We start from the raw sequence: 23,788 nt of genomic DNA on the forward strand, positions 1-23,788 counted from the left end.
ATGTCCCAAAAAAAAGGTAACGCTATGTTCCCAGGCCAGAAACAAGGAACTATTCGAGTTTTAATTAAGAAAGGACAAAAAGAAGGTTCCGTGCAATTAAGCTTTGATTTATTTGAAGAGGAACTATCCAAAAAGGACTAACTGTATAAATAACACCTCCATCGGTCAATGATGATAGATGGAGGTGAGACTATTGAGAAGACGTGTTCAACTTCGTTCTGTATCAGAACACAACAACACAACTACCGTATGGGTTCAGCACTTAACTGCAAGATTAATCATTGAACAGTTACAACTGCCGTACCATTTACATGCCAAGCTACTCCATGAAACAATGCCGAAAATAAAAAATGAGGTGAAATAAGATGGAATTCGAAAAACTCCATGTATTCTTTAGACGTGTCAGTACTAAAGGACAAGATATAGCAACACAAGAAGCTGCAGATCTTTCTTATCGAGAAAGCCTTAATCCAGATGAGGTTATGATCATTAATGAAAATGCAGTTTCTGCAAATAAAAAGTCTATCAATGATAGACCTGAAATGCAGAAAATAATTTCTCTAATCAAAGAAGATAAAGTTGATACCATATATGCTTTTGACCGCACACGCTTATTTCGTGATTTCTATGATGGAATGGAATTTACAGATTTAGTGTTAAAGCACGAGGTGAAAATTGTTTTCACCTCAGTAGGCAACGGCCATCTTCCAGCAAGCGATAACATATTTATGGAGGGATTGTTGAGTCTGTTCAGTGATATTGAGGGAAAAAACATCGCTCGGAGAAGCGGAGAAACTAGACGAAGGTATCCGCCTCAATTACTGGGATACAGAAATGATAAGGAAACAAAAAAGTACAGTAAGGATTCGGACAAAAAGGAAGTAATCGAACAATTTTTTTCAGCACTAACAGAGATTAATACTATCGATGAATTACATTCCTTAATTAAAACTTTTCAAAAGGATCTTAAGTGTAAGTCAGAAATGAGTTTAATTAACATGGCAAGGAATCCATTTTATGCTGGACATGACCTTGTGAAAGGAATAAACAAGTTGCGACATGTAGATCCTTACCTTAGCCTGGAAACTTTCGATCAGTTACAGAAAGCTAAAGATGAATTATTCAAAGCCTATGTAAATACAATGGAGCAAATTAACGTGCTGGTAAAACTCTTCTCCCCTACCTGCGGTTATTGTAAAAAGACATTAAATTATCGACAGGAAAATACCAGCGTTTATGGGTTTTTCATATGTTCTAATAAAGCACATAGAAAAGTTAAAGTTAAGATTCCGATTATTGAGTTACAGAAGATAGTTGAGCAGGTTTTCCAAGAAGTTGCTAACAAGCTGGATTACAAAAAGCTGTGCAGTCACTCGTTGGAGTCTTTCAAGAATATAAAAAGACAAACAGAATCAGAGATTTCAATCATTGAGTTACAGATCAAAGAATTCATGGAAGAGTTTTTATTAGGCAGTAACCAGTACTCAGAGGATTGGAAAATGGATCCCAGATATAAGAAGGCCAACCATTTGAAGGAAGAAAAACAGCAACTTGTCAATAACCTCAGTCAAAAAGAGATGTTACTTGAAAATAACAAAGATATAGCACAAATAGTCGAGAAGTATCTGAATAATAGGTCAAGAGTCAGCTTACCACTACTTTACTCACTTATTATTAAGCAGCTGATTATTTATGAACAGGGTTTAGATATAGAAGTCTTCGCCTTTGACTATTTGCAGAATATGCAAACCGAATTAATCTATGAAGGAGACGAGTCAGCTTGGATTTAGCATTCGGGTATATAAGACGCTCCTCTTATAAGCAACAAGAAAATAACAGCATTGAAATCCAAAAAGCTCATATCAAAGAATTTGCTAATCGAAAAAAATTAACTGTTCCAGATGAATTTATATATATCGAAGATGTCACGAGCGCATATTCCAAACGAGCAGATCAACGAAAAGAGCTTATGAGGCTTAAGGCCACAATGATTGAATCAGAAATACCACGCGTTATCTTTTTTGAAGAGTCTCGTATGGATCGTACAGGATATACGTTTGTAAAGGATTTTTACCGCCCACTTCAAAAAGAACTTCCTCAACTTGAGGTATACACCACAAACTCCGAAGAGCCCTTCAACCCAGATAACCCACAAACTAAAACTGCTCTCCTTGTCTTTCGCCAAGAATCGGAGATAAAGTCAGAACGTGCATTAGCAAGCTTAACTGCAACCTTAGAAAATAAAGAAAGAATAAGACCAGGTGCAAAGGTTCCGTATGGATACAAGCAAGTTGATGGGAAACTAATCCCTAATGAGCAAGCAGAAATTGTATCTTTCATTTACTATCTCCAAAGTTGGGGTACTTCTATGGGGAAAATAGCTATCATATTAAATGAAGCTGCCATCCCTTCCCCCAATGGTGGTGTATGGGGAGCCAGTACAATTGAAACTATTCTCAAGAACTCTGTTTATACAGGTACACTTACCTGGAACATCAAAAAGCATAGAAAGAAAAGAAAGTTTGAACACTCTGGTTCTCATGAGCCACTTATAGACCATTTCCTTATTCATTTAAATAAAAATAATCTAAAGCTCCAAAATCAATTTGGCAGGCTGGACACACCTTTTCTCTTTTTAAAAAAAATTATTTGTAGTGGATGTAATGAACATTTAAAAACTCAAAACGCTTCAACAAATAGAAACGGAAAAAAATATTGTTATCAGTACTATGTCTGTAAAACATGTGCCTACAAACTAGATATCCACACCGCCCACGCTACACTTTTACCAAGTATTTTAACTCATGTTCAATCTCTGGCTTCAAGTGAAGCAAATAAAACCTATACTGTAACATTCCTTAAAGATATGAAGCGTATCACGAAAGAAACAATCGCTAACCTTGAAAAAAATATTGACAAATTAAAATCAAAGGGTTGTATTGCTAAAGAACACGAGGACGAAGAGTTCCAAGCAGTAATCCACTCCATCTTAAAGGACAAAAAGTCTGATCTAGAAAGTTTAGAAAATAGCTTAAAGGCTCTTGCTGAAATTCAAGAAGCAGTTCATTCTGGTGTTTTCTTCACCCGATTTAGCCAGGTGCTTGAACAACAATTGAATGAATCAGAAAAACGACTTATCATTCTTTATTTTGTAGAATTAGTTCTCGTGTTGCCTGATAAAGCACCTCAAATCGTCTTCCGGAAGAATCCGTTTGAGAGCATTGATGCCATTAATAATGGTCAAAGTACCGAAAACGATAGATAAGTGATTAGATGCATTACCGAATAGTTTTCCAGCATTGATATAAACACCTTCAGCTAACTACTCAAGCCCTTTGTTATAAGGGCTTTAATTTACAAATTGTTCGGTAATCTACCTATATTGGTATACCAATACGGACGTATAACAGAAACATACTTCCAGTATAGGATAAAAAACCGAAACTTATACACTACACAGATAAACAACTAGGAGAGGAACCAAATGAAAGTAAATCGCATTTATGCTGCCCCTGAAAAAGCGGTTGATGTAAAAAAAATAATCCATCAACTCGTCACTATAGAATTAGAAAAAATGGTTAATAATAGTTGTGTAAACTCACCAGCATCTCATGAAAACATTACTCTAGGTGGTGATTGTGCATGAGATGTGCAATATATGCTCGTGTTTCAACAGAATTAGATTCACAAAGGACATCGATTGACAACCAAATTGACATTTTCAGAAACTATGCAGTTCAAAACAATTGGGAGATCGTCAAAATCTATACCGATAAACAATCTGGCACTAAAGGAAATCGTCCTGGGTTAAAAGCTTTGATTGAGGATGGTAAAGCTGGAATGTATGATGTGATTTTAGCGAAAGAACTGTCCCGTTTAGCCAGAAATGGACAGCTATCCTATGAACTGCGAAATACCTGCCAGCTTTACAACATAGAAATTGTCTGCTTGGACAACTCCATTAATACTGTAGAAGATAATGTGCAAAACTTCGGGTTATTCGCCTGGCTTTACGAAAATGAGTCAGCTAATAGCAGCCGACGGAACAAACAGGCAAAGCGTGTAAAAGCTCAACGTGGACTTTTTGTTGGCTCGACTCCTCCATATGGTTATAAATCAGAGAACGGTATCCTTAAAGTCAAATCAGATCATACACCTAGTACCGTCAGACGAATATTTGAAGAATATTTAAGTGGTACAGGGATGGATACTATAGCTAAAACTTTAACAGCTGAGAGAGTTCCGACACCTTCACAGATCGCTAATAAAGCCAACGCTTCTAGCTTATGGCATGCTTCAGCTATAAAGATCATACTAAAAAACCGTCATTACTGCGGCGACCTTGTACAAAACCGATCTGAAACTATCTCTGTCACTTCTATAAAAAGACGTGAAGTAAATTCAGAAAACCAGATCGTGATCGAAGCTGCCCATGAACCAATTATCCCGAAAGAAACTTTTAATGCTGTCCAAGCAATGATGAAAACACGTACAAAGGCTTCTACTGCTCCTAAGAAGCATATTTTCACGAATACCCTTTACTGTGATAACTGTAAAAAGGGAATGTGGTTTAAAGCCAATCAAAAAGGATACCGCTGCGGAGGAAACATAAAACACGGCAGTTCATTTTGCCTCAATAAAGTGGCTATTCGTGAAAAGGAGTTAACTCAAGTTATTTTAGAGGATTTGAAATTGCTCTTTGAGACATTAAAAGACGAGAGTTTTATGAATACGTTAATAAGCAAGCTAAACACGAAAAAACAACTTATTCAAAAAGAGGTCATCCTCTCCCAAAATGAACTGGCAGAGCTAAAGAACAAGAAGCTCGAATACGTGAATTTGTATACTGAAAATGTAATTTCTAAAGAAGAACTAAAGGAATACAGACATTTAACGGATGAAAAGATAAAGGAAATACAAATCAAACAAGCGATATTAGAGGAAAAGATGCTGGAATGTGAAAACGAAAACTACGCCGTCCATATCAATAATAAGTTAAAGGACGTTCTAACATTGAAAGAGCTTACTCCAAAAATCCTCCACTCGCTTGTTGAGAAAATAACCTGCAATCAGGATGGCAGTGTTAATATTCAGTATAGCTTTGTTAATCCGTTGCAACTTCAATAAAAAAAGGCAACACCCAGAGGGTTAGTTGCCTTTTCTTCTAATGAGTTGCGAGACGCACTCCACGTGGCTCGTCTGAGGGAACATATCAACAGGCTGAACTTCCTTCGTTTGATAACCCCCATCTTCTAATATTCTCAAATCACGAGCAAGCGTCGATGGATTACAGGAAACATAGACAATTCGTTCCGGCTCCATATCAATCATGGCCTTAAGAAGCGCTTCGTCGCAGCCTTTACGCGGTGGATCGACGACAATTACATCCGGTCGCAGTCCCTGATTTCTCCACCACGGCATCAGTTCTTCTGCCTGGCCTACGTAAAATTCGGCGTTATCCATGTGGTTCAGGCGGGCGTTTTTCTTCGCGTCCGTAACAGCGTCGGGAACGACTTCCACGCCGTAGACTTTTTCAGCTTTCTGCGCAAGAAACAGCGAGATAGTTCCGATTCCGCAGTAAGCGTCAATGACGGTTTCTCCGCCGCGGATATCGGCATACTGGAGAGCCTGATCATATAGCTTTTGCGTCTGGGTAGGATTGACTTGATAGAAAGACTTAGGGGAAATCATAAATTTAACGTCCCCGATCATGTCATAAATGTACTCGTCTCCCCACAAGACATGGGTTTCTTTGCCGAGAATCACATTTGTCCTTCCGCTGTTGATATTTTGGATGACCGATTTCACATTTGGAAATGCGTCCTTGATCTCGTCAATCAGCTTGTCTTTTTCGGGAAGATTTTGCGTTCTGGTGACGAGGACGACCATAATATCCTTCGTCGTTTGTCCGGTCCGTACCATAATGTGACGCAGGGTTCCCCGGTGAGTGTCTTCATCATAGGCGGAAATACCGAGGCGAGTAGCAATACGGCGGACAGTCTCTACCATACGGTCATTCATTTCATCCTGGATCAGACACGTATCCATATCTATGATGTTATGGCTGCGTTTTTGGTAAAAACCGGTCATGAGCTCGCCATCTTCTTTTTGACCGACAGGAATTTGGATTTTATTACGATATCTCCATGGATCGTCCATGCCGATAGTTTCGTGAACGGGGACGTGTTCCAGATGACCGATTTTCTTCATAACGTCCTTCACTTGTTTCTGCTTCATCGCGAGCTGTCTATCATAGCTCATATGCTGAAGCTGACAGCCTCCGCATTGAAGATAAACGTCACAAGGCGCTTCTACCCGGTCTTCGCTCGCTTCGGTGATCTCAAGCAGTTTGCCGAAACCGAAGTTTTTCTTTACTTTGATCACTTTCACTTGAGCTTTCTCGCCTGGCAGGCCATAAGGAACAAATAAAGGATATCCCTCTATTTTCCCTACGCCATTTCCTTCATGAGTAAGATCTTCAAATGTCAGTTCAATGGTTTGATTTTTCTCTACTGGTGGCTTAGGTTTCGCCATATAAATCCGTCCTTTGCTAAAGCTTGTGTAATGATTTTACCATAAAAGAGGGTGAAAAGCGTAAGCCTCTTGTTCGAGCGTTGATAGCATAAGCTATAAATTGCAGTTATCAACGAAAATGAGAATATATCAGCATTAAAAACAACTATTTCATCGCAAAATAAGATATATCATCGATAACAGAAATATATCAACGAAAACAAGCTCTATATCGACGAAACCCCGTAACTCTGACATACAATCACAAAAAAGCTGCCGTTCATGATCAACGGCAGCCTTTTTCCTTATTCATTTTCATCGCTCTGCTTCTCAAATTTCTCGCGAGGTACAAAGAAATCAATATGTCTGTATAAATTTACAAATTCACCAGGCAGCATGCCGCCAAATTCACCGTCGATGTTTAGTTGCATCTTCTCTTCAGTTTTCACTTTGATCAAACTCGCGGTCTTGTGAATAAACTTCGGATGATTAAGATGATTCCCCTGGATTGCCAGGGTGGCAAGACGAACGAATTCTGCGATGTTCATTTTCTCGATGATCATGAGATCAAATAATCCGTCGTCCATTCGTGCCGCCGGGGCTAACTTCTCAAGACCGCCGACAGAGTTCGTGTTGGACACGAGAAAGAGCATAATGTCGCCTTCATACAGCTTTCCGTCATACTCTATTTCTACAGAAGTTGGACGGATGGATGGCAGCATTTCCATCCCTTTTAAATAATAAGCTAGCTGACCAAGCATGGTTTTCAGTTTGCTTGGTACTTCATAGGAGAGTTCAGTAATCTTACCTCCCCCTGAAATATTCATAAAATATTGATCGTTGACGCGGCCAATATCCAGAGGTGTGGAAAAGTCCTCTAAAATAATATCTACGGCCTTATGGATATTTCGCGGTACGGACAGGGCGCGCGCGAAATCATTGGTTGTCCCGACTGGAATAATTCCTAATTTAGGTCTGAATTCTTGTTCTGCAACTCCGTTAAGAACTTCATTGATTGTTCCGTCACCGCCAGCAGCGATGATCACGTCGTATTTACGTTCAACGGCTGTTTTCGCAGCTTCAGTCGCATCGCCAGCACACGTTGTCGCATGGGCGGATGCTTCATAGCCAGCTTGTTCAAGTCGTTGAAGAATATCAGGCAGAACTTTGCGAATAACTTCTCTTCCTGAGGTCGGGTTATAGATTATACGGGCACGTTTCATGGTTTGACCCCCTCATCCAGGCATGCTCCAAGATATATCATAGCGCTTTTTCCTAAATTTGAAAACATATAATTATTATATGAGCTTCATAATGAACCCACACAAAAGCACGCATAGCTAGTGCGTGCTTTCCATAAGTTCACACGTAGGAAAAAAGTGCTCTCTTTTCTCTTTATTAACGCTTGTCCATTTCCTGCAGAATAATCTTGTTTACCATTGGCGGGTTTGCTTGTCCTTTAGTTTCTTTCATCACCTGACCGACTAAGAATCCAAGCGCACGATCTTTCCCGTTCTTATAATCTTCAATGGATTGAGGGTTTGCATCTAGAATTTTGGTAATGATTTCTGTCAGCTGGCCTTCATCAGAAATTTGCACAAGTCCTTTATCCTTCACAATTTTCTCAGGATCGCCGCCTTTTTCGACAAGTTCACTAAATACTTTCTTCGCGATTTTCGAGGAAATCGTTCCGTTCTCAAGCAACTGTGTCATTTTAGCGAGAGACTGCGGCGTTAATGCTAGATCACTTAATTCCTTCTGATTCTTATTCATATAAGCAGAGACTTCGCCCATCAGCCAGTTGGACGCTTGTTTAATATCTCCGTCATTCGCTATCGTTTCTTCAAAGAAGTCGGATAGCTCTTTATTATTGGTGAGCACCATCGCATCGTAAGCAGGCAATTCAAGCTCTTCGATGTAGCGCTTCTTACGGGCGTCCGGCAACTCTGGAATCTCTTTAAAAATGCGGTCTTTCCACGCTTCGTCAATGTGCAGAGGAACTAAGTCCGGCTCTGGGAAGTAACGATAATCATCCGAACCTTCTTTCACACGCATAAGAAGTGTTTCCTTTGTCTGCTCATCATAACGGCGGGTTTCCTGAAGAATTTCTCCGCCTGTAAGCAGCACTTTTTCCTGACGAATTTCTTCAAACTCAAGTCCTTTTTGAACAAAAGAGAAACTGTTTAAGTTCTTGATTTCAGTTTTCACACCAAACTCATCCTGACCAATCGGACGAAGGGAAAGGTTCGCATCACAGCGAAGGGACCCTTCTTCCATCTTACAGTCAGAAACACCGGTATATTGAATAATGTTCTTTAATGCCTCTAAATATGCGTAGGCTTCTTTAGGTGAACGAATATCAGGCTCAGACACGATTTCAATGAGAGGTGTTCCCTGGCGGTTAAAGTCAACTAGAGAGTATCCATCGTCACTGTGGGTAAGCTTACCAGCATCTTCTTCGATATGAAGACGAGTGATCCCGATTTTCTTCTTCACTCCGTCTACTTCAATTTCGATATGACCGTTTTCACCGATCGGCTTATCAAACTGAGAAATTTGGTAAGCTTTCGGGTTATCCGGGTAGAAGTAGTTTTTCCGGTCAAATTTAGTATCCGTGGCAATGTCACAGTTAAGGGCCATCGCAGCTTTCATCGCATAGTTAACGGCTTCCTCATTTAATACCGGAAGCACACCTGGATAACCTAAATCTATCGGATTCACATTCGTATTAGGTTCATCCCCGAACATATTCGGCGATGGACTAAAGATCTTGGAATCTGTTTTTAATTCAACGTGGACTTCAAGTCCAATAATGGTTTCAAAATTCATGACTTCGCACCTCCAAGGGACGGGCGTTGTTTATGAAAATCAGTTGCTTGTTCATAAGCGTGAGCGGCCCGATAAATGGTACCTTCATCAAAGTGTTTACCGATGATCTGCAGACCGATCGGCAGTCCTTGATCAGAGAATCCGCATGGAATAGATATCCCTGGCACACCTGCAAGGTTCACTGGAATGGTTAAGATATCATTCGCATACATCGTTAAAGGATCGTCCACTTTTTCGCCAACTTTGAAAGCCGTATTTGGAGTGGTTGGCCCCATAATGACATCGTAGTCTTCAAACACTTTTTCAAAGTCATTTTTAATAAGGGTACGAACTTGCTGTGCTTTCTTATAATAAGCATCGTAATAGCCGGAACTAAGGGCAAAGGTTCCCAGCATAATACGGCGCTTCACTTCTTCGCCGAATCCTTCAGAACGGGAGCGCTTAAACATATCAAGCATCGTTTCAGCATTTTCTGTTCTTCTGCCATAGCGGACACCATCAAAACGAGCCAGGTTAGCTGACGCTTCAGATGAAGAAAGCAAGTAATAAGTGGATAGAGCATACTTCGAATGAGGCAGAGAAACTTCTTCCCATTCTGCTCCTAAGTCTTCATATTGTTTAAGTGCTGCGTAGACCGCTTCTTTAATTTCAGGAGCTACGCCTTCACTCAAATACTCTTTCGGTACGGCAATCTTCATGCCTTTTACATCACCTGTCAGAGATTCCGTATACTTCGGTACCTCAACGTTTGCTGATGTAGAATCCATTGGATCGTGGCCAGCAATGGTTTCTAATAGGAAAGCATTATCTTCTACAGTCCTTGTTACAGGTCCAATCTGGTCAAGGGAAGAAGCGAACGCAATTAATCCAAAACGGGAAACACGGCCATAAGTAGGCTTCAAGCCCACTACGCCGCAATAGGCTGCTGGCTGACGAATCGACCCGCCTGTATCAGAGCCTAATGAGAAAGGAACTTCCCCAGCCGCTACAGCCGCAGCTGATCCGCCGCTTGAGCCTCCTGGAACATAATCGGTATTCCAAGGGTTACGAGCTGCGTAATAGCTTGAGTTCTCGTTGGAAGAACCCATAGCAAACTCATCCATGTTTAACTTACCGATGGTCACGGATTTAGCTTCGTTGAGCTTATTAACTACGGTTGCATCATAGAGCGGATCCTCAAAATTATTGAGAAACTGACTGCCTGCCGTCGTACGCAGACCTTTGGTTACGATATTGTCTTTTACTCCAATTGGAAGACCAAATAAATGGGCTCCTTTTTCTCCACGCTTTTCATCTAGTTCAGCTGCCTGCACACGGGCTGCTTCTTCATTCAGAGTAAGAAAAGCCTTCACTTGATCATCAACTTCACCAATTCGCTTATAAGATTCATCGACTAATTCAGTGACAGAAATCTCTTTATTATGTAGCTTCTCTTGAAGCTCACGTAACGTATAGTCAAATAAAGACATGATTGAACCTCCCTATTCCAGTACGGATGGCACTTTGAATTGTCCATCCTTTTGATCCGGTGCGTTTTTAAGTGCGTCTTCTTTTTTAATCCATTTCTTCGGCTCATCTTTACGCAGAACATTCTTAAGATCAAGGACGTGGGTGGTTGGTTCCACACCTTCCGTGTCCAATTCATTTAACTGCTCTGCATAAGTAATAATATCGTCAAGCTGCTTCGTAAACTTGTCGGCTTCATCTTCTGTAATAGCTAATCGTGCCAGATGGGCGACGTGCTTCACTTCTTCTTTGCTTATTCTTGACATACCTTCTACCTCCATTCGAACTCACATAATATATGATCATACCAAAAATACGAAACAATATTCAACGTCCAGCTTTACACCTTATCTATCTTAACATATTTATGGGGGTGCTGTCCTTGACAGAAAGCACCTCTCCGTCAAGCTTTGTCGCTTGAAATCTTTATGGTGAGATCCAGAAGGTAACATCAAGTGGTAGTCACTATACTGTATAAAAGCTCCCATATCTGGAAGACTCAGTTTAGAGACATTTTGAAGATTTCCGTTCCGGTTATAAGTGAGTACGGAAATATCAAAAACATAAAGCGAGTCGGCACCCGCAGGGCTTTAACCTCGAAATCGAATCTTACACAATTCTGCCCTTTTCATGAACACTTGATTTCAAACTAACGCCCGATTAAATGTTCCTTTAAGGATACAGCAATCAGATCTTTATAAAAAAAGAACTCCCAGCCAGGCTGAGAGTTCTTTTCGTATTTCTTATTTCATTTTGTAGTTATCAGCAGCTTCGAATTCGCGAAGTACTTCTTTCGGAGGAGTACCACCCATACTAACTAGAACTGTAACAATTGTACTTAGTATGAAACCTGGTACAAGCTCGTAAAGATCGAAAATTCCACCGTTTAGGAAGTCGGCCCAAACTACTACAGTGATGGCTCCGACAATCATACCGGCAAGCGCACCGTTCCGGGTAATGCCTTTCCAGAATAGCGACAAGATGATAAGAGGTCCAAAAGCAGCACCAAATCCTGCCCAAGCATAAGATACAAGATTAAGCACTGAACTATCTGGATTACCTGCAAGCAAGATCGCGATAAGAGCGATACCTGCTACTGCAATACGTCCAACCCATACAAGTTCACGTTCTGATGCATTCTTACGGAAAATCGCTTTGTAAAAGTCTTCCGCAAGTGCAGAAGAAGATACAAGAAGCTGAGAGTCAATCGTACTCATGATTGCAGACAAGATGGCTGCAAGCAGGATACCGGAAATGACTGGATTAAACAATAGTTGTGAGAAAGTAATAAAGATCTTCTCAGAGTCGGCAAGCATCTGTACACCGTTCTGATTCACAATGTCTACTCCAAAGTCACCAAGCGGTCCAAGATCCTGAGTATTGATATAAGCAAGACCTAACAGTCCAGTGAAGATTGCTCCATATAACCCTAGAACCATCCAGCCCATACCAATGAAGCGGGCTTTCTTCACGTCTTTAGGGGAACGCAGTGCCATAAAACGGACTAGAATATGAGGCTGTCCAAAGTAACCAAGACCCCATGCTAGAGATGAAATAATAGCTAGTGCGCCTACACCTTGTACCATGTTTAGGTGGGTAGGATCAATTCGGCCTACAGCATCGGTTGCTGCACTCCAGCCTCCAAGATCATTGATGGCTACAATTGGTACGGTAATTAATGCTAAGAACATTAGAATACCTTGAACAAAGTCTGTCCAGCTTACGGCTAAGAAACCGCCTAGGAAAGTATAAGATATTGTTACAATTGCACCAACCCATAGAGCTGATTCATAGCTTAACCCAAATGAAGCTTCAAATAGCTTCGCACCGGCAACCATACCGGAAGAGGTGTAGAAGGTGAAGAATAGTAAGATTACAAATGCAGAGATAACACGTAAGATATGAGATTTATCGTGGAAACGATTCTCTAAATAGTCTGGAATTGTAATGGAGTCACTAGCCACTTCTGTATAAATACGCAGACGGCGTGCAACAAATTGCCAGTTTAAGTAAGCACCAATAGCAAGGCCAACACCTATCCATGCAGACGAAAGTCCTGAAGCATAGACGGCACCAGGAAGACCTAGTAACAGCCAGCCACTCATGTCAGATGCTCCGGCACTAAGTGCGGCAACTCCTGGACCTAAACGACGGCCACCTAATACATAATCAGATAAATTGCTTGTTAAGCGGTATGCTGCAAAACCAATTAGTAACATACCAATTAAATAAACGATAAAGGTTATTAACGTAGGAATACTCATGTTTACTTATTCGCTCCTTTCAGTAAATAGTGTAATGATAGATAAAATTAATAGTAATGGCATTGGAACAAACAACCAGAACCAAGTTACGCCTTTAATAGAATAAACGGCAGAAGTTGCTAGTTCAAACATGGTCCCACCTCCAATCCTTAAAATATACACTCCTATGCAATTTTCCCATTTTTCTGAATAGTGGTTCAATAGTCACAGAAGTGAAAAAAGCCAAACACAGGTACCACTATATCATAATACAGTTGTAAGAACATTGCAAAATTTTTGTCATATCTGCTCGATTGAATAATTATTCGAAATTATTACATATATAATCAAATAACCGACAAATAAACAATATCTATTCATCAAATCTTATAAATAAAAATTAAGATTTTACAAATATTGATGAATCCATGAGTTTATTGTTTCCAGATTGACGAAAAGCATTCCAGAGCTCTATCGACATATTTCCCTATTCTCTGCTACCCTTTCTCGACTGCGGTGAAACCGAATAAGTAAAAGTATTCGAGTTAAACTAACGGTAATACAAAGAATGAGGTGATGAACCGATGGATCTGCCAGCGATTCAAACAAATATATGGGATGCGGTAATTGCTATTCCGATCATTATTTCACTTACTGAAATCATAAAAATTTTTCTCAAAATCCCTAAATTTGCTGTACCCAGCATTGCGCTTATATTGGGACTGACATTATCAGTCGGCTATAGTCACCGAGGAGATCTAGCGGCAGGAATCTTTATGGGCTGGTTCTATGGATATGCAGCAGTGGGCAGCTATGCGAGCATGAAATCCAACTGGCTGAAATTAAGAGGCGATCGAAATCGTTATATTGAGTGAAGGACGAGGATGCAGCAATACAAAAAACCCGCACCATTTTATAAATGAATGGTGCGGGTTTCTTAGTAATTATTATTAAAGCATTTCAGATGTAGTTTTTCCCTGCATGTGCTGAAGAAGATAGTCTGGTCCGCCTGCTTTGGAGTCAGTTCCAGACATATTGAATCCGCCAAATGGATGGTAGCCTACAATGGCAGCCGTACATCCGCGATTGAAGTATAGATTCCCGACATGGAAATCTTCACGAGCCTGTTCAATATGAGCGCGATTCTTTGTAAGGACCGCACCTGTCAAGCCGTATTCTGTGTTATTAGCGATTTCGATCGCTTCATCAAAGGATGAAGCTTTCGTAAAGCCTACCACCGGTCCGAAGATTTCCTCCTTCATAACTCGCGCGTCAGGAGCAAGATCAGCAATAACCGTAGGCTCAACAAACCAGCCTTTACTCGCGTCGCCTTTTCCGCCAGCCATCAGCTTTCCTTCCTGCTTGCCAATTTCAATGTAGCTCATAATTTTATCATAAGCCCCTTGATCAATGACTGGTCCCATGTAGGAAGCATTATCGGAAGGATCCCCATGAGACACTTCTTCTTTAGTCTTAGCCGTTACGCGGTTAAGCAAATCATCATAAATCGCTTCGTGCGCCACTACTCTTGAACAAGCTGAGCATTTCTGACCTGAGAAACCAAAGGCAGAATAAGTAATCGCATCGGCAGCTAATTCCAAATCAGCATCCTTATCAACTACAATTGTGTCCTTCCCGCCCATTTCAATAATGGTACGTTTCAGCCATTGCTGGCCAGGATGGACCTTTGCCGCCCGTTCGAAAATACGGGTACCGACTTCACGAGAACCTGTAAAGCTGATAAAGCGCGTGCGGGGATGATCGACTAGATAGTCGCCCACTTCTTTCCCGCTTCCCGGTATATAGTTAATGACCCCAGCTGGAAGACCAGCATCTTCGAGTACTTCCATCATTTTGTAAGCAATGATTGGAGTCGAACTTGCAGGCTTCAGTAGTACGGTATTTCCAGAAACCATTGCTGCTGTAGTAGTACCTGCCATAATCGCAAACAGGAAGTTCCAAGGAGAAATGACAACGCCGACTCCTAAAGGAATATAATGAAAACGATTATTTTCGATTGGGCGGGAGTTCACCTCTACCCCTTTATCTATCGTCAGCATTTGACGGCCATAGTACTCCATGAAATCGATCGCTTCAGCTGTATCCGCATCTGCCTCTTTCCATGGCTTTCCGCCTTCTTTTACAAGATGAGCCGTAAACTCGTGCTTGCGGCGGCGGATAATTGCTGCTGCACGGAACAGAATATCTGCGCGAAACTGTGCTTTCGTTTTACGCCACCAGTCAAAAGTTTCGTCGGCAATTTTGTGAGCTTTCTCTGCCAAGTCTTGATTTGCTTTAGCTACGTAACCAATAACTTCCTTCTTATTTGCAGGATTGACAACTTTGATCTTGTCATCCGTCATAATTCTTTCTCCGCCAATAATAAGGGGATACTCTTTACCCAGTTCAGCTTCCACTTGCTTAATCGCTGATTCCAGGGCATTGCGATTTTCTTCGATGCTAAAATCGGTAAATGGTTCATGTTTGTATGGGACTACCATTTAATCCGCCTCCTTGAATGTATGTGGGTTTAGACGCTGTGTAATTGTAGGAAAATTAGCACATTAAGCGTTTCCAATGTTCATTCTATCGTACAATGAGAAGTTGTTCAATCCATTTATCCTAAATGAGTACGGTATATCCTTAAAATAGAGAATATCCATCATTTTTAACGCATTATTTTTCAATTTACTTTTATATAGATTTAAATCCTTCTGTATGTTTCGATTTTACAATTGCTAACAAAAAATACAACGAACTATGTGGAGGTTGAAGCAGGAGTTTGGAAACAGCTTCTTCATTACTCTTTAAACAAGAAAAACCCGAACCAATGTGCGGTTCGGGTTTTCTGATCTGTGAAATTATTTGCTATCTTTATCTCTGCATCCTTATTCGTAAATATGCACGTAGGCGTCTGACTCCCCTGCTTTCTTAACGATCAAGCTTTCCTGCTGGTCCATACTGTAAATATTCACTTCTACATCATAATGATCTTCAAACATCTCATTAACTAAGCTGTAAACATATTGAGTAAAGCCAACAACTTCAGAATTTGAGTTAAACTGAATCGGGATATTAATCTTAACCTGATGCAGTTCATCATCTACATAAAAGCCGTTCGCGATCATTCCAACGAAATTCGGGAAGTAATCCGAGACTTCGTTTCTAAATTCAGAGAAAAGCTGAGAATCATCGAAATGATTTTCCTCTGCTTCATCTGAAGGGAATAGCACATAATTTTCTTTTATCGGCTCCCAATCTTTCACTGTCATATCAGAGCCTTTAACATAAGACTTGGAAAGAAAGTTCCCAGGTACTTTCGAACTGGCTGTTTCTTCTTGATAGATTGCAAAAACAATTGGCACATCTTCCAGTTCTTTTTGCTTACGAAGACGCTTTAAGATTTCTCCAGCGTACTTCTTGCCTTTACTTATAAGCTCACTTCTTGAATGCTTTTCCGTGTATTCCTTCCCATCAACAGAAAAGTGGTACTCAGAACGCAAGGAAATTCCGATCGTAATTCCATTGATCTTGACCACGTTATCTTTTTTCACTAAATAATCCTGTTCAACAATATTAGAAATATATTTAGGATGTTTACGATAATCTTGCTCTGTAGGGTTCTTCATATTTAGTTCAGGATTTAACCCCTCGTTACTTTCGTCTTTATCTTCTGTTTTAGGGTCATCTGGTTCATGTCTGGACAGCCATTCAATTAATGTATCGTAGTCTAAATATTGACCAGGCTGAAAATAATACTTATCCGGGCTGAAATATTCTTGAGAATGCCGGCGCAGACCGCTTTCAAACTCAGATATATCCAGCCGATTTCCCATTTGGTTAGTCGTTAATCCTCTAGCCGCAGATGTAGTAGGGGTATCTTTAGACAAAATCATTTTGTAATTATCATCTGCAGCACTGTAGCTCGGAAGAATTGCCGATTGATTACTGCTCTCATCTTTCGTTTCTTTGACAACTTTCTGTTTGTTGTCAAACACTGGTGTACACGCGCTTAGAATCAGCAAAGAACATAACAACAGTGCGTGTATCTTCCTCATGGTTTCCACTCTCCATTACGTTAAAGCTTTGGTAAACTGGTCTTCATCCCAGATTTCAATCCCCAATTCACTTGCTTTAGTATACTTCGATCCTGCGTCTTCTCCAGCAATTAACAGGTCGGTATTTTTACTTACACTTCCCGTGACATTTCCACCAAGTTCCTGAACAATTTTCTTCGCTTCCGACCTTGTGTAATTTTCCATTTTTCCTGTTAGAACGATGGTTTTATCCGCAAATAAGGAATCGGAAGGTTGTTCTCTCTTCTTCGGACCTTTGTAATCCATATTCAGCCCCAGCTGCTTCAGCTCTTCGATCAGTTCTTTCACCTGAGGTTTATCAAAATAACGCGAAATAGAGTCGGCCATTTTCTCTCCGATTTCTGGGATGCTTTCCAGCGTCTCTGCGTTAGCTTCAACGAGCTTATCCATCGTTTCAAATTCCTGGGCAAGAGTTTGGGCAGCTTTTGTGCCTACGTACCGTACTCCAAAGCCGAATAGCAGCCGCTCCAGCGAATTCTGTTTCGATTCTTCAATAGCGGCGAGTAAATTTTCAACCGATTTGTTTCCCATCCGTTCGAGGTTTAACAGCTCATCTCGCTCAAGTTTATAAAGATCGGCAATATTGTGAATCAGCTCTTCTTTAAACAGTTGAGCAATGACTTTCTCCCCCAGTCCTTCAATATCCATCGCATTTCGAGAGACGAAGTGAATGAGCCCTTCCCTAAGCTGCGCCGGACAATTTGGGTTAATACAGCGCAGAGCTACTTCTTCTTCCAGCCGAACGAGTTTGCTTTCACATTCCGGACAATACTCAGGCATGTAAAAAGGTTCTTCTTCTCCACTACGCTGATCGGTTAACACGCGCACCACTTCAGGAATGATATCTCCTGCTTTTTTAATGACCACAGGGTCACCAATCCGGATATCTTTCTCGCGAATCAAATCTTCATTGTGCAAGGAAGCCCGTTGAACAGTCGTCCCCGCCACCTTCACGGGGGTAAGAATAGCGGTCGGAGTGACGACTCCAGTACGGCCGACGCTGAGTTCAATATCCAGCATCTTGGTCACGGCTTCCTCAGCAGGAAATTTATAAGCAGTTGCCCAGCGCGGACTTCTGGCTGTAAAACCAAGCGCTTCCTGCTGATCGAGCCGGTCCACTTTAATTACAATTCCGTCAATTTCATAATCTAGAGCCGGACGCTTATCGACCCAGCTGTCAACAAATTCAATAACTTCCTCAATAGTCTCGCACTTCTTCCATTCTGGGTTGGTCTTCAATCCCATTTCCTTCATTTGTTCCAAGCGCTCACTATGAGATTGTGCTGGTTCATTCTCCCACATGCCAATCCCATAAAGAAAAATATCTAAATTCCGTTTAGCAGCAATTTTAGGGTCCAATTGACGCAGGCTTCCTGCCGCTGCATTTCTTGGATTGGCAAACGGCTCTTCCTCTTTTGATTCACGCTCTTCATTGAGGGCGATAAAAGATTTCTTCGGCATAAAAGCTTCGCCGCGTACTTCTATTGTTTCTGGTTGATGTAAACGCAGAGGTATACTGCGGATCGTACGCAGATTCTTTGTAATGTCTTCGCCGATTGTTCCATTTCCCCGTGTAGCTCCGCGGACAAATACGCCGTCTTCATAAGTTAAAGAAACAGCTAAGCCGTCAATTTTCAACTCACAGACATACGTAACTTCTTCCTGCGTGCCTTCACGTGCCCGACGATCAAAATCCCGAAGTTCTTGTTCATCAAAAGCATTTCCAAGACTTAGCATCGGAACGTTGTGTTGAACTTTAACAAAGGCATCTAAAGGAGCTCCCCCTACCCGCTGAGAAGGAGAATCAGGGGTTACGAGAGCAGGAAATTCCTCTTCCAGCTCAATTAGTTCTCTTATTTTTTTATCGTACTCGTTATCAGGTACACTCGGGTCATCCAGCGTGTGGTATTCATAATTGTATTGATTTATTTCATCTCTAAGTGACTGGATTTTTTCCTTTGCTTCTTGTTCGTTCATCTAATCACACTTCCCTTAAGCTTTCGTAATTGGAGCATAACGTGCAAGCAGACGCTTTATTCCTGTAGGAGCTGGAAAAGCAATATCCAGTTCCATAGCGTCTCCTTCACCCCGGACATTGACCACTGTACCTTCGCCCCATTTCTTATGGGCAGCTTTATCACCAGGATTCCAGCCGAGTTTTTCTCCGCCACTCGAAGGTTTTTTCTCCATTTTCTTAGCTGTGCGTTTCTGCGGTTTCTGCTGAGACGGATGAACAGGGGCCGTCCCTCTTGTTTGATTAAAGAATGGAAGCGACTCTTTCTCTTCTTTTCCTTCAATCAAGTCTTCCGGAATTTCACTGATAAACCGGCTGACCGGATTCATATTAGTCCGGCCAAATAACGTACGCATTTTGGCGTGCGAAATGAATAACTGACGTTCCGCCCGAGTTATACCTACATAGGCTAAACGCCGTTCTTCTTCCATTTCATTCTCATCCATAAGTGACCGGCTGTGCGGGAAAACATTTTCCTCCATTCCTACTAAAAAGACGACAGGAAACTCAAGCCCTTTCGCTGAATGCAGGGTCATCATCGTGACAGCATCATCACTATTAGGATCGTCATTCATAGAATCAATATCCGCAATTAAGGCAAGATCCGTTAAAAAAGCAATCAGTGTTTTATCTTCACTATTTTCCTCAAAGTTTTTTGTTACAGACTTAAACTCCTCGATATTTTCAAGACGACTTTGAGCTTCAATACTCTTTTCATTCAAAAGCATCTCTTCATAACCCGTTTTAGTGATGACTTCCTGAACCATGTCCGTAGCCGAAAGAAATTCCTGCTGCTGAGTCCAGTTCTTAATCATGGTGCGAAATTGCATGATAGATTTCGCCGCTTTGGCGCTGACTCCGACAAAATCAACTTCCGCTGCCGTTTCATACAGGGAAATATCATGATCAGCGGCATAAGCTGCCATCTTGTCCATGCTAGTCTTCCCCACCCCGCGCTTCGGTTCATTGACGACGCGTTGAAAACTCAAATCATCGTTTGGATTGGCGATCAAACGAAGATAAGCAAGCATGTCTTTAATTTCTTTACGATCGTAGAATTTCGTGCCGCCTATCATCTGGTAAGGGACCGCGGCTTTTACAAAGGTTTCCTCAATCGTACGGGACTGAGCATTCGTACGGTAAAGAATCGCTACATCCTTGTATTTGAATTTGCCCTGACGAATTAATTCTTCAATTTTATCCGTAACAAACAAAGCTTCTTCCCTCTCCGTGCTTGCCTCTTGGTAATGGATTTTCTCTCCACCGGAATGATCGGTCCATAATCGTTTAGGTTTTCTTCCTGAATTATGGTCAATCACATGATTGGCGGCATTTAAGATCAACTCTGTAGAACGGTAATTCTGCTCCAGCAGAATGGTCCGCGCATTAGGGTAGTCCTTTTCAAACGAAAGAATGTTCTCAATATCGGCACCGCGCCAGGCGTAAATCGATTGATCGGAATCGCCTACCACACATAAATTCTTATAACGACTGGCTAAATGTTTGACGAGCTGATACTGTGCATGGTTTGTATCTTGATACTCGTCTACATGAATATATTGAAAACGGCGCTGATAATATTCAAGAACCTCAGGCATCCGGTCAAACAAGGACAGCGTCTGCATAATTAGATCATCAAAATCCAGGGATTGATTTTTTCTTAATCTCTTTTGATAACTTTTGTAAATTTCAGCAATTTGTTCTTCATGCATGTTCCCAGCCTGATTGGCATAATCTTCTGCCGTTATCAGCTCATTCTTAGCGTTGCTGATCGCGCCAAGCATCGCCCGTGGGTCCCATTTCTTCGGATCCAGATTTATTTGCTTTAATACTTGTTTAATCACCGACAGCTGATCGCTGGAATCTAAGATCGAGAAATTACGATCATAGCCGATGCGATCAATATCACGCCGAAGGATCCGCACGCATAAAGAGTGGAAAGTCGACATCCAAATCTTCTCGCCATCGGCACCTACTAGAGACTCCACTCGCTCCTTCATTTCCCGTGCTGCTTTATTCGTAAATGTTATGGCAAGGATATTTCGCGGTGAAACGTCCTTTTCGTTTAATAGATACGCAATCCGGTGGGTTAATACCCGAGTCTTCCCACTGCCTGCTCCTGCCATAATTAAGAGCGGCCCCTCGGTATGGGTCACCGCATTTCCTTGTTGCTCATTTAAGCCTTTCAATAAAGCGCGTGTTGTCTGCGTCATGTGGACACCATCCTTAGTGAAAAATTTATTGTTTGGCCGCTTTCACTGTCTGAAGGGCAGCCTTCAAATTGTCATATATAATATTTCCTACAACAATGACATCTGCGAAAGATTTCATTTCTTCCGCTTCTTGTTTGGTACGGATTCCGCCACCGTAAAATAATGTCGTTTGATTTAGTTCACGGGCCACTTCCTGAACGAGTTCAGGATCTCCGTATGTACCGCTGTATTCTAAATAAAAAATGGGCAGATGAAACATATGCTCCGCCATTCTAGCATACGCAATTGTGTCTTCCGAGTCAGGCAGCCTGCACTGCGTATGTGTAAACACTTTGGCCTCAGGATTTAATACGCAATATCCTTCAGCAAGCATCTCTTCCCAGTCCATGATGTCTCCGTATTCTTTAACGGCCTGGTGCTGAAGGTCCATCATCCATTGTTTCTCTTCGCTGTTCATGATCATAGGAACAAAATAAAAATCAAATCCAGGTGTTATCGCTTCAAGATTCGATATTTCCAATATGCAGGGAACTTCGTATCTGCGAATTCTTGCGAGTAAATGAAGGACTCCGTCTAAGGTGACCCCATCTGTGCCGCCAACTATGACAGCATCGGTGCCTGATTCGCATACGAGTTCTAAGTTTTCGTCAGTAATTTCTTTATTTGGATCTAACTTAAAGACGTGATCCCATTCTTTCATGTTGTACACAATTTCGTCCTCCAAAACCCATAGTTCATTCATTTATTATAGCAAAGATTGACTTGGAGGATGAATGGTTAACAAAAATTGATAAGAAAATTAGAGAAGAGGAATTCGCTCAAAATCGGTCGAAGCTACAATTCGCTGATCAGTTGCGTGGGCGTAAATCAAGTAGAGGATTTTCTAATAGTTTTCGCTTCATTTTACAGCAGCTAAACACAGAAAACCCGAACCATTGTAAATAAACAGTTCGGGTTTAAAAGTTTCTCCGTCTCTTTTTTTCTATTTCTATTATTTGGTTTTCTTTTCTTCGACACGGTCCAGCGCCTGGGTATAAGCATCATTTCCATAATTCAGGCAGCGTTTAACTCTTGAAATTGTCGCGGTTGAAGCACCGGTTTCTGTTTCAATCTTATGATACGTGAAACCTTCTCTTAGCATTCGAGCAACTTCAAGACGTTGAGCAAGAGATTGAACTTCATTCATCGTAGCAAGATCATCAAAAAATTCATAACACTCTTCCACATTTTTAAGAGATAAGATAGCTTCAAATAATTGATCTAGTGTCTTGCCACGCAGCTTATCAATTTGCATTTATCGTTCCCCCCCTTAACTACTGGGCTGCAACTTTGGTATTGGTTGGTACAATGTTGACCCAAGTTTTTCCTCTAGCGAACGGCAGCGGCTCTCCATCTAGATAAGGCAGAATCCTCCCGTTCACGTTTTTCCAGTTTACTTGCAGCATTTCACCCTTATAGAATAAGTACCCTTTTCCGCCGGATGTTAAATCTATAGAACGCCTGCCTTTACCATCCACAACCTGATGGCTCGTTTCGACAACAAAAATATTATCGACAGCAATACGCTGATTCGTTTCCTTTTCCACTGTAGGTTCTCCGTCACTGGAACGAAGAAATTGCTTGATTTCAGTGTCATAAGTGAATGACACGATCTCTTCGGGCTGTTCAGAGTACGTAATCGTTACATCGGTCACCGGCTGACCTTTGTTTAATTGATCATCATCCGCAAAAGGCAGCGGTGGAATTGTCGATTGATTGTCGTATCCTTTTGCTTCCAGCGCCTGGTTTATCCCGCTGGTTAGTAAATAAGAATTATGGGGCGCAGATCGGTCTGTGGAACGCTGGAACAGCCAGCCATTATTATCGTACATCGAACCATTCAGGAAATCAGTTCCACTGTTTGCGACCGTTTGGTTAATGGCCACAGATGCTCCGTGGTAAATGTAAAGCGCGTTAAATCCCTGCGCCAATTCTAAGTAATAAGGTCTAGCACTTCGCACGGGTCCAATCTTATCAGGAATCTCACTCTGAAACAAAGCTAGAAAACGTGTAATTTGTCCTTCCGCAAGCACTTCATAAACGACATCCGCCTTACTTAAACCTGTTTGAGGACGTGCCAGCGAATGATTGTTTACCATCACTCCAATGACCTGATTGTCTATTCCTCCATTTGCCAGCTCCCCGGTAAGAGGATAGACATTCGTCTCCTGCTCTTCCTTTTTCTCAGGCTGTTCTTTTACTTCTTTGCTGATCCTGGAAGACTCGTGTGAATCAGCGGATCTTGAACTCTCATTTCCCTTACTTTGGCAGGCTGCCAGACAAATGATAAGCAGAAAGATGGCAACCATACTTAAAGGTTTCTTCATCTTGACA

Annotated in this window: 21 protein-coding genes; 7 read left to right on the forward strand and 14 right to left on the reverse strand. The window is 41.4% G+C overall.

Annotated features, from left to right (window positions below; translation table 11 throughout):
- The 6 genes from Q7A53_RS09100 (at position 1) to Q7A53_RS09125 (ending at position 5,127) form a co-directional block, all read left to right on the forward strand.
- On the forward strand, positions 1-141 hold the full coding sequence (locus tag Q7A53_RS09100; RefSeq protein ID WP_411788832.1) for a hypothetical protein: 141 nt from the start codon (positions 1-3) through the stop codon (positions 139-141).
- A gap of 52 nt (positions 142-193) precedes the next feature.
- On the forward strand, positions 194-364 hold the full coding sequence (locus Q7A53_RS09105) for a hypothetical protein (protein ID WP_411788833.1): 171 nt from the start codon (positions 194-196) through the stop codon (positions 362-364).
- 1 nt (position 365) lies between these two features.
- Positions 366-1,790: a recombinase family protein gene (locus Q7A53_RS09110; protein WP_411788834.1), complete on the forward strand. Its 1,425-nt coding sequence runs from the start codon at positions 366-368 to the stop codon at positions 1,788-1,790.
- Positions 1,781-3,265, forward strand: coding sequence for a recombinase family protein (locus tag Q7A53_RS09115; RefSeq protein WP_411788835.1), 1,485 nt, complete (start codon positions 1,781-1,783; stop codon positions 3,263-3,265). Before Q7A53_RS09110 ends, Q7A53_RS09115 begins: the two co-directional genes overlap by 10 nt.
- A gap of 219 nt (positions 3,266-3,484) precedes the next feature.
- Positions 3,485-3,646: a hypothetical protein gene (locus Q7A53_RS09120; protein WP_411788836.1), complete on the forward strand. Its 162-nt coding sequence runs from the start codon at positions 3,485-3,487 to the stop codon at positions 3,644-3,646.
- Positions 3,643-5,127, forward strand: a complete 1,485-nt coding sequence (locus Q7A53_RS09125; RefSeq protein ID WP_411788837.1) for a recombinase family protein — start codon at positions 3,643-3,645, stop codon at positions 5,125-5,127. Before Q7A53_RS09120 ends, Q7A53_RS09125 begins: the two co-directional genes overlap by 4 nt.
- Positions 5,128-5,148: 21 nt before the next feature.
- On the opposite strand, the gene rlmD is transcribed toward Q7A53_RS09125, so the two are convergent.
- The 7 genes from rlmD to Q7A53_RS09160 form a co-directional block, all read right to left on the reverse strand.
- Positions 5,149-6,534: a 23S rRNA (uracil(1939)-C(5))-methyltransferase RlmD gene (rlmD, locus tag Q7A53_RS09130; RefSeq protein ID WP_411788838.1), complete on the reverse strand. Its 1,386-nt coding sequence runs from the start codon at positions 6,532-6,534 to the stop codon at positions 5,149-5,151.
- A 284-nt stretch (positions 6,535-6,818) separates the two neighbouring features.
- Complete coding sequence (locus Q7A53_RS09135) at positions 6,819-7,736, reverse strand: diacylglycerol kinase (RefSeq protein ID WP_411788839.1); 918 nt, start codon at positions 7,734-7,736, stop codon at positions 6,819-6,821.
- 175 nt (positions 7,737-7,911) lie between these two features.
- Complete coding sequence (gatB, locus tag Q7A53_RS09140) at positions 7,912-9,342, reverse strand: Asp-tRNA(Asn)/Glu-tRNA(Gln) amidotransferase subunit GatB (protein WP_411788840.1); 1,431 nt, start codon at positions 9,340-9,342, stop codon at positions 7,912-7,914.
- Complete coding sequence (gene gatA / locus Q7A53_RS09145; RefSeq protein WP_411788841.1) at positions 9,339-10,811, reverse strand: Asp-tRNA(Asn)/Glu-tRNA(Gln) amidotransferase subunit GatA; 1,473 nt, start codon at positions 10,809-10,811, stop codon at positions 9,339-9,341. Before gatA ends, gatB begins: the two co-directional genes overlap by 4 nt.
- 12 nt (positions 10,812-10,823) lie before the next feature.
- Positions 10,824-11,114 (reverse strand): Asp-tRNA(Asn)/Glu-tRNA(Gln) amidotransferase subunit GatC, encoded by a 291-nt coding sequence (gatC, locus tag Q7A53_RS09150; RefSeq protein WP_411788842.1) that lies wholly within the window; start codon positions 11,112-11,114, stop codon positions 10,824-10,826.
- A gap of 477 nt (positions 11,115-11,591) precedes the next feature.
- The gene (putP, locus tag Q7A53_RS09155) at positions 11,592-13,112 is read right to left on the reverse strand and encodes a sodium/proline symporter PutP (RefSeq protein WP_411788843.1); all 1,521 of its coding nucleotides are present in this window, start codon (positions 13,110-13,112) and stop codon (positions 11,592-11,594) included.
- Positions 13,113-13,118: 6 nt separating this feature from the next.
- Positions 13,119-13,244 carry a hypothetical protein gene (locus Q7A53_RS09160; RefSeq protein ID WP_411788844.1) on the reverse strand — a complete coding sequence of 42 codons (126 nt, stop codon included), beginning with the start codon at positions 13,242-13,244 and terminating at the stop codon, positions 13,119-13,121.
- A 431-nt stretch (positions 13,245-13,675) separates the two neighbouring features.
- Here Q7A53_RS09160 and Q7A53_RS09165 point away from each other — a divergent pair, with 431 nt between their 5' ends.
- Positions 13,676-13,966: a hypothetical protein gene (locus Q7A53_RS09165; protein WP_411788845.1), complete on the forward strand. Its 291-nt coding sequence runs from the start codon at positions 13,676-13,678 to the stop codon at positions 13,964-13,966.
- Between the two features lie 75 nt (positions 13,967-14,041).
- Here the strand turns inward: Q7A53_RS09165 and pruA are convergent, their stop codons facing one another.
- The 7 genes from pruA to Q7A53_RS09200 all read right to left on the reverse strand — a co-directional run bounded on the left by pruA (position 14,042) and on the right by Q7A53_RS09200 (position 23,781).
- Positions 14,042-15,592 carry an L-glutamate gamma-semialdehyde dehydrogenase gene (gene pruA, locus Q7A53_RS09170; RefSeq protein WP_411788846.1) on the reverse strand — a complete coding sequence of 517 codons (1,551 nt, stop codon included), beginning with the start codon at positions 15,590-15,592 and terminating at the stop codon, positions 14,042-14,044.
- Positions 15,593-15,979: 387 nt separating this feature from the next.
- The gene (locus Q7A53_RS09175; protein ID WP_411788847.1) at positions 15,980-17,149 is read right to left on the reverse strand and encodes a CamS family sex pheromone protein; all 1,170 of its coding nucleotides are present in this window, start codon (positions 17,147-17,149) and stop codon (positions 15,980-15,982) included.
- 15 nt (positions 17,150-17,164) lie between these two features.
- The gene (ligA, locus tag Q7A53_RS09180) at positions 17,165-19,165 is read right to left on the reverse strand and encodes an NAD-dependent DNA ligase LigA (RefSeq protein WP_411788848.1); all 2,001 of its coding nucleotides are present in this window, start codon (positions 19,163-19,165) and stop codon (positions 17,165-17,167) included.
- 15 nt (positions 19,166-19,180) lie between these two features.
- On the reverse strand, positions 19,181-21,415 hold the full coding sequence (gene pcrA / locus Q7A53_RS09185; protein WP_411788849.1) for a DNA helicase PcrA: 2,235 nt from the start codon (positions 21,413-21,415) through the stop codon (positions 19,181-19,183).
- 25 nt (positions 21,416-21,440) lie between these two features.
- Complete coding sequence (gene pcrB / locus Q7A53_RS09190; protein WP_411788850.1) at positions 21,441-22,124, reverse strand: heptaprenylglyceryl phosphate synthase; 684 nt, start codon at positions 22,122-22,124, stop codon at positions 21,441-21,443.
- 282 nt (positions 22,125-22,406) lie between these two features.
- Positions 22,407-22,709, reverse strand: coding sequence for a YerC/YecD family TrpR-related protein (locus tag Q7A53_RS09195; RefSeq protein WP_411788851.1), 303 nt, complete (start codon positions 22,707-22,709; stop codon positions 22,407-22,409).
- Positions 22,710-22,728: 19 nt separating this feature from the next.
- Positions 22,729-23,781 carry a DUF3048 domain-containing protein gene (locus Q7A53_RS09200; protein ID WP_411788852.1) on the reverse strand — a complete coding sequence of 351 codons (1,053 nt, stop codon included), beginning with the start codon at positions 23,779-23,781 and terminating at the stop codon, positions 22,729-22,731.
- Between the last annotated feature and the right edge of the window lie 7 nt (positions 23,782-23,788).

This window comes from Halobacillus rhizosphaerae (assembly GCF_046719735.1).
In the GTDB taxonomy this organism is placed as follows: Bacteria; Bacillota; Bacilli; order Bacillales; family Halobacillaceae; genus Halobacillus_B; species Halobacillus_B rhizosphaerae.

Coding starts and splice junctions, on each gene's coding strand:
- Q7A53_RS09120 (WP_411788836.1), top strand. CDS start 3,485: ATGAAAGTAAATCGCATTTATGCTGCCCCTGAAAAAGCGGTTGATGTA.
- Q7A53_RS09135 (WP_411788839.1), bottom strand. CDS start 7,736: ATGAAACGTGCCCGTATAATCTATAACCCGACCTCAGGAAGAGAAGTT.
- Q7A53_RS09195 (WP_411788851.1), bottom strand. CDS start 22,709: ATGCAAATTGATAAGCTGCGTGGCAAGACACTAGATCAATTATTTGAA.
- Q7A53_RS09110 (WP_411788834.1), top strand. CDS start 366: ATGGAATTCGAAAAACTCCATGTATTCTTTAGACGTGTCAGTACTAAA.
- rlmD (WP_411788838.1), bottom strand. CDS start 6,534: ATGGCGAAACCTAAGCCACCAGTAGAGAAAAATCAAACCATTGAACTG.
- Q7A53_RS09160 (WP_411788844.1), bottom strand. CDS start 13,244: ATGTTTGAACTAGCAACTTCTGCCGTTTATTCTATTAAAGGCGTAACT.
- gatC (WP_411788842.1), bottom strand. CDS start 11,114: ATGTCAAGAATAAGCAAAGAAGAAGTGAAGCACGTCGCCCATCTGGCA.
- putP (WP_411788843.1), bottom strand. CDS start 13,112: ATGAGTATTCCTACGTTAATAACCTTTATCGTTTATTTAATTGGTATG.
- Q7A53_RS09100 (WP_411788832.1), top strand. CDS start 1: ATGTCCCAAAAAAAAGGTAACGCTATGTTCCCAGGCCAGAAACAAGGA.
- Q7A53_RS09200 (WP_411788852.1), bottom strand. CDS start 23,781: ATGAAGAAACCTTTAAGTATGGTTGCCATCTTTCTGCTTATCATTTGT.
- pcrA (WP_411788849.1), bottom strand. CDS start 21,415: ATGACGCAGACAACACGCGCTTTATTGAAAGGCTTAAATGAGCAACAA.
- Q7A53_RS09175 (WP_411788847.1), bottom strand. CDS start 17,149: ATGAGGAAGATACACGCACTGTTGTTATGTTCTTTGCTGATTCTAAGC.
- Q7A53_RS09165 (WP_411788845.1), top strand. CDS start 13,676: ATGGATCTGCCAGCGATTCAAACAAATATATGGGATGCGGTAATTGCT.
- gatA (WP_411788841.1), bottom strand. CDS start 10,811: ATGTCTTTATTTGACTATACGTTACGTGAGCTTCAAGAGAAGCTACAT.
- ligA (WP_411788848.1), bottom strand. CDS start 19,165: ATGAACGAACAAGAAGCAAAGGAAAAAATCCAGTCACTTAGAGATGAA.
- pruA (WP_411788846.1), bottom strand. CDS start 15,592: ATGGTAGTCCCATACAAACATGAACCATTTACCGATTTTAGCATCGAA.
- gatB (WP_411788840.1), bottom strand. CDS start 9,342: ATGAATTTTGAAACCATTATTGGACTTGAAGTCCACGTTGAATTAAAA.
- Q7A53_RS09125 (WP_411788837.1), top strand. CDS start 3,643: ATGAGATGTGCAATATATGCTCGTGTTTCAACAGAATTAGATTCACAA.